Origin of the sequence: Kribbella sp. NBC_00709, from assembly GCF_036226565.1 — a bacterium.
Lineage (GTDB): Bacteria > Actinomycetota > Actinomycetes > Propionibacteriales > Kribbellaceae > Kribbella.
In genome coordinates, this window is sequence record NZ_CP108996.1 from 5,550,317 (window position 1) to 5,565,349 (window position 15,033).

14 protein-coding genes are annotated in these 15,033 nt (G+C 67.4%); 7 read left to right on the forward strand and 7 right to left on the reverse strand.

The features are described from left to right. The 3 genes from OHA18_RS27425 to OHA18_RS27435 all read left to right on the forward strand — a co-directional run bounded on the left by OHA18_RS27425 (position 1) and on the right by OHA18_RS27435 (position 2,598). Positions 1-858 (forward strand): haloalkane dehalogenase, encoded by an 858-nt coding sequence (locus OHA18_RS27425; protein WP_328998179.1) that lies wholly within the window; start codon positions 1-3, stop codon positions 856-858. A 76-nt stretch (positions 859-934) separates the two neighbouring features. After that, complete coding sequence (locus OHA18_RS27430; protein ID WP_328998180.1) at positions 935-1,960, forward strand: NAD-dependent epimerase/dehydratase family protein; 1,026 nt, start codon at positions 935-937, stop codon at positions 1,958-1,960. Continuing rightward, positions 1,957-2,598, forward strand: coding sequence for a TetR/AcrR family transcriptional regulator (locus tag OHA18_RS27435; protein ID WP_328998181.1), 642 nt, complete (start codon positions 1,957-1,959; stop codon positions 2,596-2,598). Before OHA18_RS27430 ends, OHA18_RS27435 begins: the two co-directional genes overlap by 4 nt. Positions 2,599-2,615: 17 nt before the next feature. On the opposite strand, the gene OHA18_RS27440 is transcribed toward OHA18_RS27435, so the two are convergent. The 6 genes from OHA18_RS27440 to OHA18_RS27465 form a co-directional block, all read right to left on the reverse strand. Further along, positions 2,616-4,658 (reverse strand): PQQ-dependent sugar dehydrogenase, encoded by a 2,043-nt coding sequence (locus OHA18_RS27440; protein WP_328998182.1) that lies wholly within the window; start codon positions 4,656-4,658, stop codon positions 2,616-2,618. A gap of 180 nt (positions 4,659-4,838) precedes the next feature. Then, positions 4,839-5,663, reverse strand: a complete 825-nt coding sequence (locus OHA18_RS27445) for a MauE/DoxX family redox-associated membrane protein (protein ID WP_328998183.1) — start codon at positions 5,661-5,663, stop codon at positions 4,839-4,841. A gap of 1 nt (position 5,664) precedes the next feature. After that, the gene (locus OHA18_RS27450) at positions 5,665-6,264 is read right to left on the reverse strand and encodes a cell wall protein (RefSeq protein ID WP_328998184.1); all 600 of its coding nucleotides are present in this window, start codon (positions 6,262-6,264) and stop codon (positions 5,665-5,667) included. Positions 6,265-6,277: 13 nt separating this feature from the next. Further along, positions 6,278-6,589, reverse strand: coding sequence for a hypothetical protein (locus tag OHA18_RS27455; RefSeq protein ID WP_328998185.1), 312 nt, complete (start codon positions 6,587-6,589; stop codon positions 6,278-6,280). A 211-nt stretch (positions 6,590-6,800) separates the two neighbouring features. Further along, positions 6,801-8,324 (reverse strand): MFS transporter, encoded by a 1,524-nt coding sequence (locus tag OHA18_RS27460; RefSeq protein ID WP_328998186.1) that lies wholly within the window; start codon positions 8,322-8,324, stop codon positions 6,801-6,803. Beyond that, positions 8,321-8,869: a TetR/AcrR family transcriptional regulator gene (locus tag OHA18_RS27465; protein ID WP_328998187.1), complete on the reverse strand. Its 549-nt coding sequence runs from the start codon at positions 8,867-8,869 to the stop codon at positions 8,321-8,323. The genes OHA18_RS27460 and OHA18_RS27465 overlap by 4 nt, the downstream gene beginning before the upstream one ends. Before the next feature lie 285 nt (positions 8,870-9,154). On the opposite strand from OHA18_RS27465, the gene OHA18_RS27470 reads away from it, so the two are divergent. Further along, complete coding sequence (locus OHA18_RS27470; RefSeq protein WP_328998188.1) at positions 9,155-10,141, forward strand: TerC/Alx family metal homeostasis membrane protein; 987 nt, start codon at positions 9,155-9,157, stop codon at positions 10,139-10,141. Here the strand turns inward: OHA18_RS27470 and OHA18_RS27475 are convergent. Next, a complete protein-coding gene (locus tag OHA18_RS27475; RefSeq protein ID WP_328998189.1) occupies positions 10,125-11,378 on the reverse strand; it encodes an MFS transporter in 1,254 nt (417 codons plus the stop codon). The two genes, OHA18_RS27470 and OHA18_RS27475, sit on opposite strands and share 17 nt — an antisense overlap. Positions 11,379-11,849: 471 nt before the next feature. Between OHA18_RS27475 and OHA18_RS27480 the strand changes: the two genes are divergently transcribed. From OHA18_RS27480 to OHA18_RS27490, 3 genes are all read left to right on the forward strand, one after another. Further along, positions 11,850-12,731, forward strand: a complete 882-nt coding sequence (locus OHA18_RS27480) for a phosphotransferase enzyme family protein (RefSeq protein ID WP_328998190.1) — start codon at positions 11,850-11,852, stop codon at positions 12,729-12,731. A gap of 346 nt (positions 12,732-13,077) precedes the next feature. Next, on the forward strand, positions 13,078-14,079 hold the full coding sequence (locus OHA18_RS27485) for an ABC transporter permease (RefSeq protein WP_328998191.1): 1,002 nt from the start codon (positions 13,078-13,080) through the stop codon (positions 14,077-14,079). Beyond that, positions 14,076-15,029: a carbohydrate ABC transporter permease gene (locus OHA18_RS27490; RefSeq protein WP_328998192.1), complete on the forward strand. Its 954-nt coding sequence runs from the start codon at positions 14,076-14,078 to the stop codon at positions 15,027-15,029. Before OHA18_RS27485 ends, OHA18_RS27490 begins: the two co-directional genes overlap by 4 nt. Positions 15,030-15,033 lie beyond the last annotated feature (4 nt).

Genomic DNA, 15,033 nt, shown 5'->3' on the forward strand with positions numbered 1-15,033 from the left:
ATGCCTGATATCGATCTACTCGACTCCACAATCCACTACGAAGACACCGGCAGCGGTACGCCGATCGTCTTCCTGCACGGCAACCCCGCCTCGTCGTACGTCTGGCGCAATGTCATGCCGATCGTCGGCGAAGGACGCCGGCTGGCGCCCGACCTGATCGGGATGGGCCGCTCCGGCAAACCCGACCTGGACTATTCGTTCGCCGATCACGCCCGGTACCTCGACGCCTGGTTCGACGCGCTCGAGCTCGACGACGTGATCCTGGTCGGCCACGACTGGGGCGGTGCGCTCGCCTTCGACTGGGCCTCGCGTCATCCCGAGCGCGTGAAGGGCATCGCGTTCTTCGAGAGCATCGTCAAGCCGATGGCGTGGGAGGACCTCTCGCCACAGGCCGCCGAGCGTTCCCGCCTGATCCGTACGCCGGGCCCCGGCGAGGACCTTGTCCTCGAGCAGAACCTCTTCGTCCGCCAAGCCTTCACCGGCGGCGTACTCAACCCCGTCCCCGACGAGGACCTGCAGGCCTACCTCGCGCCGTACCCGACGCCCGCGACCCGCAAGCCCATCCTCGCCTGGGCCCGCCAGCTCCCGCTCGGCGGCGATCCGGCCGAGCTGATCGCGAGGATCGAGGCGTACGACGCGTGGCTCGCCGCGAGCGTCGACGTACCGAAGCTGCTGCTCACCTTCGAGGGCTCGCCCACCCTGCTGATCGACGAGAAGTACACGAAGTGGTGCGAGGACAACATCGCCGCACTGGACGTCGTGCCAGCCGGTGAGGCCGGCCATCACGCCGCGGAGGATCGCCCGAAGGAGATCGGCGCCGAGGTGTCCGCCTGGATCGACAAGCGCGGCCTGCGCTAACCGGAGAGCATCTCTCCACTTCATGCTACGCTGATAACCGGAGAGCAGATCTCCGTTAAGCGATGAGGTGGAGCAGATGGCAGAGACAGTGCTGGTGACGGGCGGGACCGGGTACGTCGGCGGTTGGGCGATCGTCGCGCTCCTCGAGCGTGGGTACGACGTCCGCACGACCGTCCGCAGCCCTGCCAAGGGGGACGCGCTGCGGGCGGCGCTGGGAGAGCGGTTGACGTTCGCGGTCGCGGATCTGATGAAGGACGACGGGTGGGACGCGACGATGGCAGGTGTCGACTACGTGCTGCACGTGGCGTCCCCGCTCGGCGACGAGAACTCGAAGGACGCCGACGCGCTGATCGTCCCGGCGCGGGACGGCGCGTTGCGGGTGCTCGAGGCCGCGACCCGGGCCGGCGTGAAGCGCGTCGTGATGACGTCGGCCGCGAACGCCGCCAGCCCGGCGTCGTACGCCGAGGACGGTGTGACCGACGAGACGTTGTGGACGGTCGACGATCCGGCGCTGCCGGCGTACCGGCGGTCGAAAACCCTTGCGGAGAAGGCTGTCTGGGACTTCATGGCGTCGTACGACGGCCCGACCGAGCTCACCACCGTGCTGCCCGGAGCGGTCCTCGGGCCGATCCTCAGCGCGGACAACGTCGGTACGACGCGGATCGTCCAGCGGATGCTGTCCGGGAAGATGCCGGGGGCGCCGAAGATCGGGCTCGAGGTCGTCGACGTTCGCGACCTGGTCGACCTGCACATCCGTGCGATGCTCGCGCCCGAGGCGGCCGGGCAACGGTTCCTGGGGACGGGCGAGTTCGTGTGGATGCGGGAGATCGCGGCGGCGCTCAAGGCCGGGCTCGGGGAGCAGGCCAGGTCGGTGCCGACCCGCGAGCTGCCGAACTTCGTCGTCCGGCTGGCGTCGATCACCGACCCGTCGCTGCGGGCGCTGACGATCTCGCTCGGCCGTCGTAACCGGCACACCACCGCGAAGGCCGAGCGCATCCTCGGCTGGAAGCCGCGTCGCGCCGCGGAAACGGTCGTCGAATGCGCCGAGAGTCTGATCGAGCACGGCGTGGTCGGCGCGGCCCGTGACAGGATGGCTGGATGAGCGAGCCCGCCCAACGCCCCGCTCGGCGCGACTCCGTCCGCAATCGGCAGCGGCTCGTCACGGCGGCACGCGAGGTGTTTGCCGAGCACGGCATCGGCGCGACCCTCGACGACATCGCCCGGCACGCGGGCCTCGGCACGGGGACGGCGTACCGGCACTTCCCGAACAAGCACGCGATCGCCGCCGAGGTCCTGCGGGAGGCGACCGAGCAGATCGTCGTCGATGCCGAGGAGGCGCTCGAGGTCGACGACCCATGGGACGGGCTGGTGCAGTTCTTCGAGCGCACCGCCGCGCGCCAGGCCGCCGACCGCGGACTGTACGAAACCCTCACCGGCCAGGGAGACGACGACGAGCAGTCCCGCATCTGGCCGCGGATCGTTGCCTCCGTCACCGAACTCTTCGACCGGGCCCAACGTGCCGGCGCGGTCCGTGCGGACGCCGCGCCGCAGGACGTCGCGGCGATCTTCGCGATGCTCGGTCCGGCCTTCGCGATGAGCCGGGCGATCGATCCCGAGCTGTGGCGCCGTTACCTGGCGCTGATGCTCGACGCGCTCAAGCCGACCAGCGGCGCGCAGCTTCCGGTGGGTCCACCGCCGGCCGAGGCCCTCGACGCCATCCTGCGCAGCAGCAAGAACTGACGCCGAGGGCCACCCGGCTACGAGAACTTCAGTCGCACGATCACGTTGTCGATCGCGCTCGGGGTCCCGCCGTTCTTGTCGTCGTTCGTGGACGTCAGCCACAGCCCGCCGTCGGACGTCCGGGTGACGCTGCGCAGCCGTCCCCAGCGGCCCGAGAACACCGCCTGCGGCGTCCCGACACCGTTGCCGGCGGCATTGATCTTCGTGACCCAGAGCTGCTCGCCGGTGACGCCGGCGATGTAGATCCAGTCATTGACGATCTCGATGCCGCTCGGTCCGGCCTGCGCTGTCGACCAGGTCCGCTTCGGCGCGATGTACCCGGAGCAGTCGCCGATCGTGCCCTCGCACGCCGGCCAGCCGTAGTTCCCGCCCTTCTGGATCAGGTTGAGCTCGTCCTGGCTGTTCTCACCGAACTCGGCGGCCCACAGCTGACCGCGCGAGTCCCAGGCCAGGCCCTGCGGATTCCGGTGGCCCCAGCTCCAGACGTACCGGGCGTTGCCGCCGCTGCTGTAGAAGGGGTTGTCGCTCGGCGGCGTACCGTCCGGGTTCATCCGCAGGATCTTGCCGTTGAGCGAGTTCTTGTTCTGCGCGTTGCCGGAGTTCTTCGCGTCGCCGACGGTCGCGTACAGCTTCCCGTCCGGACCGAACGCGATCCGGCCGCCGTTGTGGTACCGGTTCTTGGCGAGGCCCGTGAGTACGGGCGACGAGGTGGTGGCCAGCTTGCCGTCCTCGTACTTCATCCGCACGATCCGGTTGTCGCCGGAAGCCGTGTGGTAGAAGTACACCCAGTGGTCGGTCGCGAAGTTCGGCGACAAGGCGACTCCGAGCAGGCCGCCTTCGCCGCTGGTCGTGACCACGCCCGGCACCTTCCCGAGCGTCGTCTTCTGCCCGCTCGCCGTGACCCGCAGTACTTCGAACCGGTCTCGCTCGGTCACCAGCGCCGACCCGTCCGGCAGGAACGCCACACTCCACCCGAGATCGACCTTCGCGATGTCCTTGTCGTACGCCGGGATGCCGCCGGCCCCGCTGGTCGACGTACGGACCGTGACCGCGTTGCTCGCCGCGGACGCGTTGCCGTCGGGGTCACGGGCCTTGACGGTGAATGTGTACTCCGTGTTCGCGGTCAACCCGGTCACCGTCGTGGTGAGCGAACCGGTCGACGCGACCTTCGTCGAGCCCTGGTACACGTCGTACCCGGCGATGCTGCCGCTGTTGTCGGTCGATGCGTTCCAGGCCAGCGAGACGCTGTTGGCGGTCGCGCCGGTCGAATGCAGGTTCCCGGGCACGGACGGCGGCTGCGTGTCGCCGCTGCCCGGAGTGGTGAACGTGACCACGTTGCTCTGCTGCGAAGCGTTGCCCGCGGCATCGAATGCGCCGACCGAGATGTCGTACGCCGTGTTCGCAGTCAGCGTGTCGACGGTCGCGGACAGGGTGTTGCCGTCGACAACCTTCAGCACGTTGCCGCCGCGGTTGATCTCGTACCGGACCACGCCGACGTTGTCGGTCGCGGCGGTCCAGTGGAAGGTGGCGGCGTTCGACTTGATGTCGCTGACGGTCAGGTTGCCCGGCGCCGACGGCGGTGTGGTGTCGTCAGTGGTGGGGGTGACGGTCAGCTTGTCCGCGTTCGGTCCGCCGTCGGCGCTGGTCGCTCGCGCGCGGATCTTGTTCGTGCCGGCGGCGAGCTGGAGGCGGACGGTCTTGGTCTTCCAGGTCGTCCACGCGCCCGTGCCGGGGAACGTGATGCCGACCGCGCCGGGCTGTCCGTTGACGGTGAAGTCCATCGGCCGGGTCGCGTCGGTGCCGTTCGCGTATCGCAAGGTCACGTCGGCCGGACCGGCCGGAGCCGTCACCGTCCACTCGACATAACCGCCGACGAGATTGTCGTAGTTGACGAAGCCGCTGCCGGTGTAGCCGGCGTGGTTGGACTCGACCACACCTTGCGAGATGGTCGCGTCTTCGGCCTGGTAATCGGTGGCGGCCGCAATCGCAGAGGGGGGAGCGCTGAGCCCGAGCGTGGCGACGGCCAGCGCGGTGACAGCCCAGATCGAGCGGGGTCTCATGAGGTCTCCTGGATTCCGGGGCGGAGGAGCTGCAGGGGACTAACTATTAGGAAAGCTTCCTAACCATTATCGGATCTGTCAACAGGCTGGATCTGCAGGCCATCACAATGCCGCCGCCCCCGCCACGACGAGCGTGGCGGGGGCGGCGGGATCGCATTGTGATGGGCTGGAGATCCGCACCTAACCGACGACGGCGGCGAGGACCGTGGGGCGGTAGAGGGTCAGACCCGACGCCACTTCGACGACGGCGACCCGGACGGACTCCGGTGTGGAGTCTTGGTGCGGTACGGCGAAGACGGCGGTCGCCTGGCGGCCGTCGTACCTGGCGATGTAGCTCAAGTAGCGCCAGTCCTCGTCGTCCCAGTAGTCGTGAATGTCGGACCGCAGCATCCCGTCGACCGCGCGGTACGCCGGGCTGAGCAGCACCCGTCGATGGGTCGCGGCGAGTGGCGCGGTGCTGGACGCCGTACCGGCGTACGGGTGGCTGAGCCGGATCCGGAAGCGGCGGATCGGCAGCAACCAGTACCGGTCGAGCTCGGCCGACAGCATGACGAACACTGCGGCCTCGACGACGAGCACAGCGATGCCGGGACCTGCGGACCACCAACCGGTCGATGCCGTCGTCGCCAGCGCGGCAGTTGCTAGTAGCAACAAAGCGCGGGCGATGGAGCGCCGGCCGACAGGTTTGGCCGACTTTCCGGCACACCCACAGGACGCCTCTGGTACGACGACCTTCGAGTAGATGAGGAATCCGGTGAAGCCTGCGGACAGCGCGACAGTGGCGAAGGCCTCGATCGCCCAGGAAGGCGGTAGGAGCAGGGCAACTGCGAGGACTGCTTCCACCCCGGCGACGGCTTTGTACGCCGGTATCGCACGCGACTCGCCCACCAGGCGGGGGAGTGCGGTGCGGTCCGCCTGCTCAAGGTCGGCGAACTTGCCGTACGACGACCAGAGCAGGAGCAACCCGATCAGAAGCGGCTGAGCAGCCGCGAAGCCGGTGCCCATGTCAGTTCGACGTGTAGATCGTGGCGATGTCGATCTCGTTGGTGCCCGGTCGCCAGGCGCCGATCACCTGGGCGTGCCGGCCGACCTTGAGCATCGACAGGTCGGACACCGCCGGCGTGCCGTTGTACACGGCCGCCGTGGTGCCGGTCTGGACATGCCCGACGACCTTCTGGCCGTGGTGGTCGAACTGCACGCCGGAGCGGCTGATCGAGGTGATGCCGACGGTCAGGTTGACGATGTTGACCCAGATCGCCTCGGCGGCCAGGATCCCGTCCGGCAGCAGCACGCCCCGCGCGTACAGGCCGTCACCGATCTTGGCCTGGTCGATCGTGGTCGGGCGGAGCTTCCAGACGCTCGTCACACCGGTCAACTGGATCCGGTGCAGCCGGCCGTCGGATCCCTGTACCTGCAGGAGATCCTGGTTGCGGCCCATGATCAGGCCCTCGGCGAAGTTCGGGTCCGGCTGACCCGCGTCGGCGAACTGCTGGGCAGCGAACGCCGTCTCCGGGGCGAGTGATCCCATCGCGGTGGCGGCGACCAGTCCGGTCGCACCGAGAGCGGCGCGGCTGAGCAGCGAGCGGCGATCCATCGTGGTTGTCATCTCGGTTCTCCTCTCAGGCCGCGTTGATCGTCACGGGGGACAGGCCGCTGTTCAGGCTGAGGCCGAGCGCGCTGAACGCGGCCGGCGTGAAGTCGATGACCCGGTTCGAGGCGCAGTTCCCGCCGCAGCAGGTACGTTCGCCGCAGAACAGGTCGGTCTGCGGACCGCAGTCGGCGATCGACGTGACGATCCGCTTACCGGTGCACAGACTGGTCGTGGCGTGCTGGAAACCGCAGGTACGCCGGGACATCCCGGTGATCCCACAGGTATCCGGATGGGTGATGGCGTAGCACGAGTCCGAGGTGTTCGGCCACGCGTGCTGCATGTTTCCCGAGTTGCAGGTCCCGCAGGCGCCGTGCCCGGCGCTTCCACAGGGTCCCCATGCGTTCCCACAACAGAACCATGAGGCTTCGGCAGTGATTCCGGCCATGACAGATTCCTCCTAGGCCTAGGGGCGGTAAGACCTAACAAGATTTCTTTGTACTCCGATTCGGCGGAATCTCCCAGGGGTAATCGAAGAAATGGAAACTTTTTGCCTAGTGTTCGTTCCCGACGTTGAGCTCCTGGCCGCGGAGAAGGAACCAGGCAGCCACTGCCGTTGCCAGCAGGACGAAGGCGCCGACGCCGGCCGCATTCGCGATGCCGTTCGTGAAGGACTCGCGGGCAGCGTCCACGAGGGCGGCAGCGGCTTGCGGCGGAAGGTTGGCGGCCGCTTCGAAGGCTCCGCCAAGTGACTCGTGCGCCGCAGCAGGGGTGCCGGCTGGGCTGTGGAAGCCGCGGTAGATGCCCGTGACGATCGAGCCGAGCAGCGCGATACCGAGCGCCGCGCCCAGCTCGTACGCCGTCTCGGACACCGCACTCGCCGCCCCGGCCTGCTCCTTCGGTACGGCGGTCAGGATCACATCGGCCGTGACCGTGAAGGAGAACCCAGCGCCGGCCCCGACCACCAGCAACGCCGCACCGAGCAACGGGTACCCGGTTGTGGTGCTGATCGTCGTCAGCGCGGCCAATGCCAGACCGATCGCAGCCAGACCGCCCGCGACCACCGCCCGCACCGAGAACCGCCGCGCCGCGCGTCCGGCTAGCAGACCAGCGGCAACCGCCCCGATCGCAGCCGGCAGTTCGGCGAGACCGGCCTCGATCGGTCGCCGGCCCTGCACCAGCTGGAGGTACTGCGAGAGGAAGAAGATCAACCCGGACAGCCCGAGGATCGTGAGCAGATCGGCCAGGACCGCGCTGCTGAAACCACGGCTGCGGAACAACCGCAGATCCAGCAACGGGATCGGCAGCCGACGCTGACGGCGTACGAATCCGTAGAGCGCGAGCAAGCCGACGACCCCGGCCGCGACTGCCAACCAGCCGAACCCGTGCGCCGCGAACTCCTTGATCGCGTAGACGACACCGATCATGCCGACCATCGACAGCACGACGCTGGCCAGATCCCACGGACCCGGTTCGGGATTGCGCGATTCCGGCAGCAGCTTCGCGCCGACGACGACCAGAACCGCCATCACCGGCAGGTTGATCAGGAAGACCGAACCCCACCAGAAGTTCTCGAGCAGTACTCCGCCGACGATCGGACCGACCGCCATACCGGCCGACGCCGCGGCGCCCCAGATCCCGATGGCGAGGCTGCGCTCGCGCGGGTCGTGGAACAGGTTGCGGATCAAGGCGAGCGTGGCCGGCATCAGCGTCGCGCCGGCGACACCGAGCAGCGCGCGGGCGGCGATCATCAGCTCGGCCGAGTTCGCGTACGCGTTCAGGACGGAGATCGCGCCGAATGCCGTCGCGCCGATCAGCAGGATGCGCTTGCGGCCGATCCGGTCGCCGAGGCTGCCCATCGAGACGAGCAGGCCGGCGAGGACGAACGAGTAGGCGTCGCCGATCCACAGCAGCTGCGTGCCCGACGGCTTCAGATCCTCCGTCAGGAAAGGCGTCGCCAGGCCGAGAACAGTCGCGTCCACGGCAACGAGCAGCACAGCCAGCACGAGCACGCCGAGCGCCAGCCACCGCCCCGGCCTCGCGACCAGTTCGTCGTTGTGGGCGATCTGCTGCGTCATTCGTCTCTCCGTACTGCGCCTCCGAGCAGGAGCTCCGAGATCATTGGTGTGAAGTCTTTTGCTGCCACCCGGCCTTCGGCGATCGACCAGGCTCCAGAGACGAGTAGGCCGTACAGCGCCTCGGCCAGCCAGACCGGGCTCAGGTCGATCCGGAACTCGCCGTCCTGCTGACCGCGCCGGAACAGCGCGACCAGCCTGTCGTCGAGTCGGGCCCAGCCCTCGTTCTGTCCGTCGCCTTCGAAGAGCTGGTTCTCCGAGTAGAGGAACGCGAGGAGCCCGGCAGAGGGCTCGAGCTCGCGGACCAGGCGACGTACCGCATCCGCGGCCGGTCCGGCGTCGAGGCGTGCCGCCGCGAGCGCGTCGTCGCACTCGGCGATGCCGAGCTCCTCGAGCGCGCGCACCAGTGCGTCCCGCCCGGCGAACTGCCGGTTCAACGTCGCGCGACTGATCCCGGCGGCCCGGGCGACCTCGTCCATCGTCGCCCCGGACTTCCGCATCAACAGCCCCGCGGCATCCCGCAGGACCCGGTCCCGATCAAAGGCCATGAGACAAGAATAACCCATCTGAGACATCCACGTCTCAGATCTAGCGTTGGAGTCAGTATGCGGTATACGATCTTCGGAGCGGGATGGGTGTGACCGGGAATGAATCGGGACCGGATACACTTGCACCGTTTGTGGAGGGGAGTATTCCGCCACGGCAGTGTCGTCATCACGGGAGGCCTGGGCGGCCGAACCGGTGCTGCCGGCCCGGGTGACCCCGGGTGGAAGAGACCTCCGGACCAAGCTTGCTTTTACGCCGACGTCCGGAGGTTCGTCATGGTCTCTGTCATGCCACCCGTGGTCTGGGTGCTCACGATCGTCGGGTTGCTCGCGATCGTCGCCTTCGACCTGATCGTGATCGCGCGCCGCAACCACACCGTGACGATCAAGGACGCGACCCGCTGGGTGCTGTTCTACGTCGGCCTCGCCGGGCTCTTCGCGCTCGGCCTGTTCCTGTTCAGCCCGGGGCAGAGCGGCAGCGAGTTCGTCGCCGGCTACATCACGGAGTACAGCCTCAGCGTCGACAACCTGTTCGTGTTCGTGATCATCATGGCGCGGTTCGCCGTACCGAGCCTGGCGCAGGACAAGGTGCTGTACATCGGCATCGTGGTGTCGATGCTGCTGCGGGCGATCTTCATCCTGGCCGGCGCGGCGGCGATCTCGGCGGCGAGCTGGGTGTTCTACATCTTCGGCGCGTTCCTGGTCTACACCGCGGTCCGGCTGGCGCTCGAGGGCGAGAACGACGAGACCGACTTCCAGGAGAACGCCGTACTGCGGGGTTTGCGCCGGGTCCTCCCGCTCGCGCACGACTACGACGGCGCCAAGCTGGCCACCCGGATCGACGGACGCCGGATGCTGACGCCACTGGTGATCGTGATCGCCGCGATCGGGATGGCGAACGTGATCTTCGCGCTGGACTCGATCCCGGCGATCTTCGGCCTCACCCAGGACGCGTACATCGTGCTGACCGCGAACGCGTTCGCGCTGATGGGCCTGCGGCAGCTGTACTTCCTGATCGGCGGTCTGCTGGAGCGGATCGTGTACCTGAACGTCGGCCTGTCGGTGATCCTCGCGTTCATCGGCGTGAAGCTGATCATCGAGGCGCTGCACGGCTCGCACATCGACGACATCGGCGCGATCCACCTGCCGCACATCGGCATCCTGACCTCGCTCGGCTTCATCCTCGGCACGCTGTTCGTGACCACGGTCGCCAGTCTGGTCAAGTCGGCCCGCGACAACCGGCGGGAAGAGATCCCCATCAAGATCGAGGACTGACCTCTTCCACCGGCGTACGGCGTGCGTCTTTCAGCCGCAGGTACAACACCGGGATCGGGGTCAGGATCACGCCCGACGCCAGGAGGGCGCTGCGGAGCGACGAGCGGCCGAGGGCGCCGAGGGGTGGGCCGCCGATGACCTGACCGATCGCGTTCGCCTGCGAGACCATCGAGATGACGGTGGCCCGCGAGCGGGAGTCGACGTGCCGGTTCAGCCACGCGGACTCGATCGGGTAGGCGATGGTGCCGGCGACGGTGTTCAGCCACATCGCCGCGAGCGCGAGCCAGAGGTTGCCGAGCAGCGCGAAACCCACCACGCCGACGACCTGCAGGAGCGCGAGCGTCGCGAGGATGCCGGTCGGATGGAGCGCCTGCAGGCGTTCGGGGGAGAACCGGTTCAGCGCGAGCGACGTACCCAGCGAGAGCAACGTGCCGACCAGACCCAGTACGGCGAACCAGAACGCGGGGTCCGACGTACCGAACGTCGTCGGGAAGGTGAAGGTCAGGATCTTCACCGACCACAGCCGGTCGAACGCCTCGCTGGCCAGGCCGGAGATCAGGCTGATCACCACCAGGGTCCGTACGACGGGACGCCGCCGGGCGACCGCGAGACCGGTCTTGAACGTGTCGGCCATCTGCCGGAACGTCTCGCGCTCCTCGCGTGGCGTGCGGTGGAAGTTCTGTTCGCGCATGAATACGGCGAGCATCAGCGCGAGCAGGAACATCCCGGCGCCGGAGAGCACCATCGGCAGCGGCAGGCTGATCAGGCCGAGTGCGCCGGCGGAGACGATCCCGACGATCTTGCCGCCGAGTTCGAACTGCTGCGCCCGGACGAACACCGGGGCAGCGCGCTCGGTGCCGATCTCGTCGGTGATCCAGGCCTGGTCGGCGCCGGAGGTGAACGTGAAGCCGACGCCCCACAGCACCTGTGCCGCGAGGATCGCCAGGAAGGCGGGCACCAGGCCCTGGAGCAGGAAGCCGGCGCCGATCAGCACGAAGCCGATGATGATCGACAGCCGGCGGCTGTAGAGGTCGGCGACGATGCCGGTGGGGATCTCGAACAGGAAGCAGGCGAGCTCGAGGGTGGTCCCGACCAGGACCATCTGCAGCGGGTTCAGTCCGGCGTCCCGGACGTAGTACACCGCGCTCAGCGTGAACGACAGGGCGGCGAGGAACGACCACGCGGCGTTGTAGACGTAGTACGTCCGGACAGGGTCGGCAGACCGATAGACAGACATGACGAAGTGCTCCCGAAAGCGTGTGCGGGCATGACGAAGCGCGACCGGCGGTCAAACGCTTGACGTGACGCACGACGGCGGCCGGGACGGGCCGCGGAGGTGCGCTTTCAGGAGCGGGTTTGCATGCCGCTCAGAGTAAACGAGCCCCGGCGCGTCCGCCTCCGAATTAGCCGACCACAGCCCGTGATCCGGGGTACTATCAATAGTGCCTGGCCCGGCCGTTCCCCCGTGATGGTCGGGTCAGGTTTTTCTTCGCCCTCGACAGGGCTTCCGGTAGCGCTCCTGCCGCTCGACGATCCGGTAGCCGAGACTCTCGTAGAGCGCCACGCGCCCGGCCGGATTCTCCGGAACGGTCCACAGCGAGGCCGTCCGTACGCCGTACGCCCATAACTGAGCGTGGTTCAGCTGGACCCAACCCGCCCATCCACAAACTCCATGCGGCCAACTATCGCAAGCTGCCAGGATGGCTGGATGTCTGCTGTGACTGAGGCTCTGGGGATCGACGCAGTTCGGCTGGAGCCCACGCGGCCCGGAGATGACGAGTCGGCCGCGAACGGCAACTGGCATCTGTGGACGCGCGATGGAGAGCATCACATCCTCCGGCGCTACCACGTGCTGCGGACCGAGCCGGACCTCGCGTTCGAGACCAAGGTTCTCGAGCACCTGACGGCCCGTGGATGGTGCGTCCCCGCGAAGGTTGCCGGGCCGGTCCGGTACGACGAGCGTTGGTGGGCGGTCACGCGGTTCGTACCGGGGCGACCGCACAAAGAGGAGACAGCGGCGCAGCAAGGTGAGCGGGGTGAGCTGCTGGCCCGATTGCATGCCGACCTGCGCGGCCTCGACCTGGGACCACGGCCCGGGTTCTTCCAGGCGGCGGATCTGGATGCGATGGGGGAATTCCAGAGCTGGGACCGTGGCATCGAGCTGCTCCGCCGCCGGCATCCCGAGCTGGCCGGTCGGGCGGAGCGGGCCATGGAGGCCGCCAAGCAGTTGGTGATCGAGCGCGACCTGCTCGGGCTGCCGCAGACGATCGTGCACGGGGACTTCGCGAGCTGGAATGTGCATTTCAGTGACGACGGCCGGCTCGCCGGGGTGATCGACTTCGACCTCTGCCACCCGGACAGTCGCGCCTGGGAGTTCGTGATCGCGCGGCTGGATCTGGCCCCCGGGCTGCTGGCGGGATACCAGCGAGCCACGGCGGACCCGCTCAATGAATCGGAGCTGGCGGCGATCGAGCCGCTGCAGATCGTGCTCCAGGTGCTGATGGTGATGGCCGGGCTCTGGAACGGGCAGCACAGCGGGTACTTCGACGAGGCGATGATCGCCCGCCATCTGGACAAAGCCAGGTCTTGACATGGGGCCCGGCGGGCGGGTTGACTGCTATATAGTTCACGGAAGAAATAAATTGTGGATCGGTCCGGTGTCGGTGGCTCAGAGCGACCCCGGGCTCGATCGGTATGTGCCCGGATCCGGTGGCTGGCCACCGGATCATTCGGCGTTCAACGCCCGGTAGTTGCTACGAGCAACGCCAAATACTCCTTGTTTACAAGGGGTTCGATGGCATCGGTCACCGTCCGGTATCGACCGGGCCGGGAACTCTTCCGCTCCGGAGGGGTTGTGTGTCATCCTCCGGGATAGCGAAACCCGAGATCCTATCGGATATCGGTTCCACTCCAGCGCGTGAGGGAAAGGATGCGGAGTGAGCGCAACCTTCGAGGTGAAACCGGCGCCGGCGCCCCCGGCGTCGCGGCCCGGTGAGACGGCTGCCCGGAAACCACCGCGGACTTCCCGCCGGACCCAGGCCCGGCGCAGCCTGCGGCGGCACTGGCAGCTCTATCTGCTGATCATCCCGCCGCTCGCGTACTTCGTCATCTTCAAGTACGTCCCGATCACCAACGCGGTGATCGCGTTCAAGGACTACAGCCCGGTCAAGGGCCCGTGGGGCAGCGACTGGGTCGGCTTCAAGAACTTCGAGCTGTTCTTCCAGAACCCGGTGTTCTGGACCCTGGTGAAGAACACCTTCCTGCTGTCGGTCTACACCGTGCTGGCCAGCTTCCCGATCCCGATCATCCTGGCGATCGCGCTGAACGAGATCCGCAACGGCCGGTTCAAGAAGACCGTGCAGTTGGTCACGTACGCGCCGTACTTCATCTCCACCGTCGTGGTGGTCTCGATGACGATCCTGGTGCTGTCGCCGCGGCTCGGATTCGTGAACGACGCGATCGGGCTCTTCGGCGTACCGTCGATCGACTTCCTCGGCCGGCCGGACTACTTCCGGCACATCTACGTCTGGTCCGACGTCTGGCAGACCACCGGGTACTCCGCGGTGATCTACCTGGCCGCGCTGTCCGGGATCGACCCGGCGCTCCACGAGTCGGCCCGGATCGACGGCGCCAGCCGGCTGCAGCGGATCCGGAATGTCGACCTGCCCGGCATCATGCCGACCGCGGTCATCATCCTGGTCCTCGGCGTCGGCAACATCATGTCGATCGGGTTCGAGAAGGCGTTCCTGCTGCAGAACCCGTTGAACACCGCCCAATCCGAGATCATCGCCACCTACGTCTACAAGACCGGTCTGCTGAACGCGGACTTCAGCATGGCGACCGCCATCGGGCTGTTCAACTCGGTGATCAACCTCTTCCTGCTGCTCGGCGTGAACTTCGCCGCCAAGCGCATCACCGGAAACGGACTCTGGTCATGAGCGTCACACTGCAAGGCTTCCGGCGTACGACGGAGAAGCGGCCCGACTCGTCCCGGCGTACCACCATCGAGGAGACGCGGACCGACAAGATCTTCCTGGCCGGCGTGAAGATCATGCTCTGGCTGGCGCTGATCGTCGTCGCCGTGCCGCTGATCTACATCGTCGCCAACTCGTTCAGCAGCCCGTCGGCGGTGAGCGCCGGCCGGGTGCTGTTCTGGCCGGTCGAGCCGAGTATCCGCGCGTACAAGGAGGCCTTCAGCGATCCGATGATCATGAAGGGCTACCTGAACTCGTTCATCTACGCGATCGGCGGGACCCTGATCAGCGTCACGCTGACGATCGCCATCGCGTACCCGCTGTCCCGCCGGACGTTCTTCGGGCGGAACGTGATCATGAGCGCGCTGATCTTCACCATGTTGTTCTCCGGCGGCCTGATCCCGACGTACCTGGTGGTCCAGGACCTCGGCCTGCTGAACACCCGCTGGGCGATGGTGATCCCGAGCGCGATCGGGGTCTGGCAGGTGATCATCGCCCGGACGTTCTTCCGCTCGACCATCCCGGACGAGCTGTACGAGGCGGCCACCATCGACGGGGCCGGCGACCTGCGGTTCCTGTGGTCGATCGTGCTGCCGCTGTCCAAGCCGGTGATCGCGGTGATCGCGCTGATGTACGCGATCTTCCAGTGGAACAGCTACTTCGACGCCCTGATCTACCTGAAGGACCCCGGCCTGTACCCGTTGCAGATCGTGCTCCGCAACGTCCTGATCCTGAACACCCTCACCGGGTCCACCACCACGACGAACCTGGCCCAGCAGCTCGACCAGCAACAGCTGGCCAACGTCCTCAAGTACGCGCTCATCGTCATCTCGAGCCTGCCCGTACTGATCATCTACCCGTTCGTCGCCCGCCACTTCACCAAGGGCGTGATGGTCGGCGCGGTCAAGGGCTGAGCCA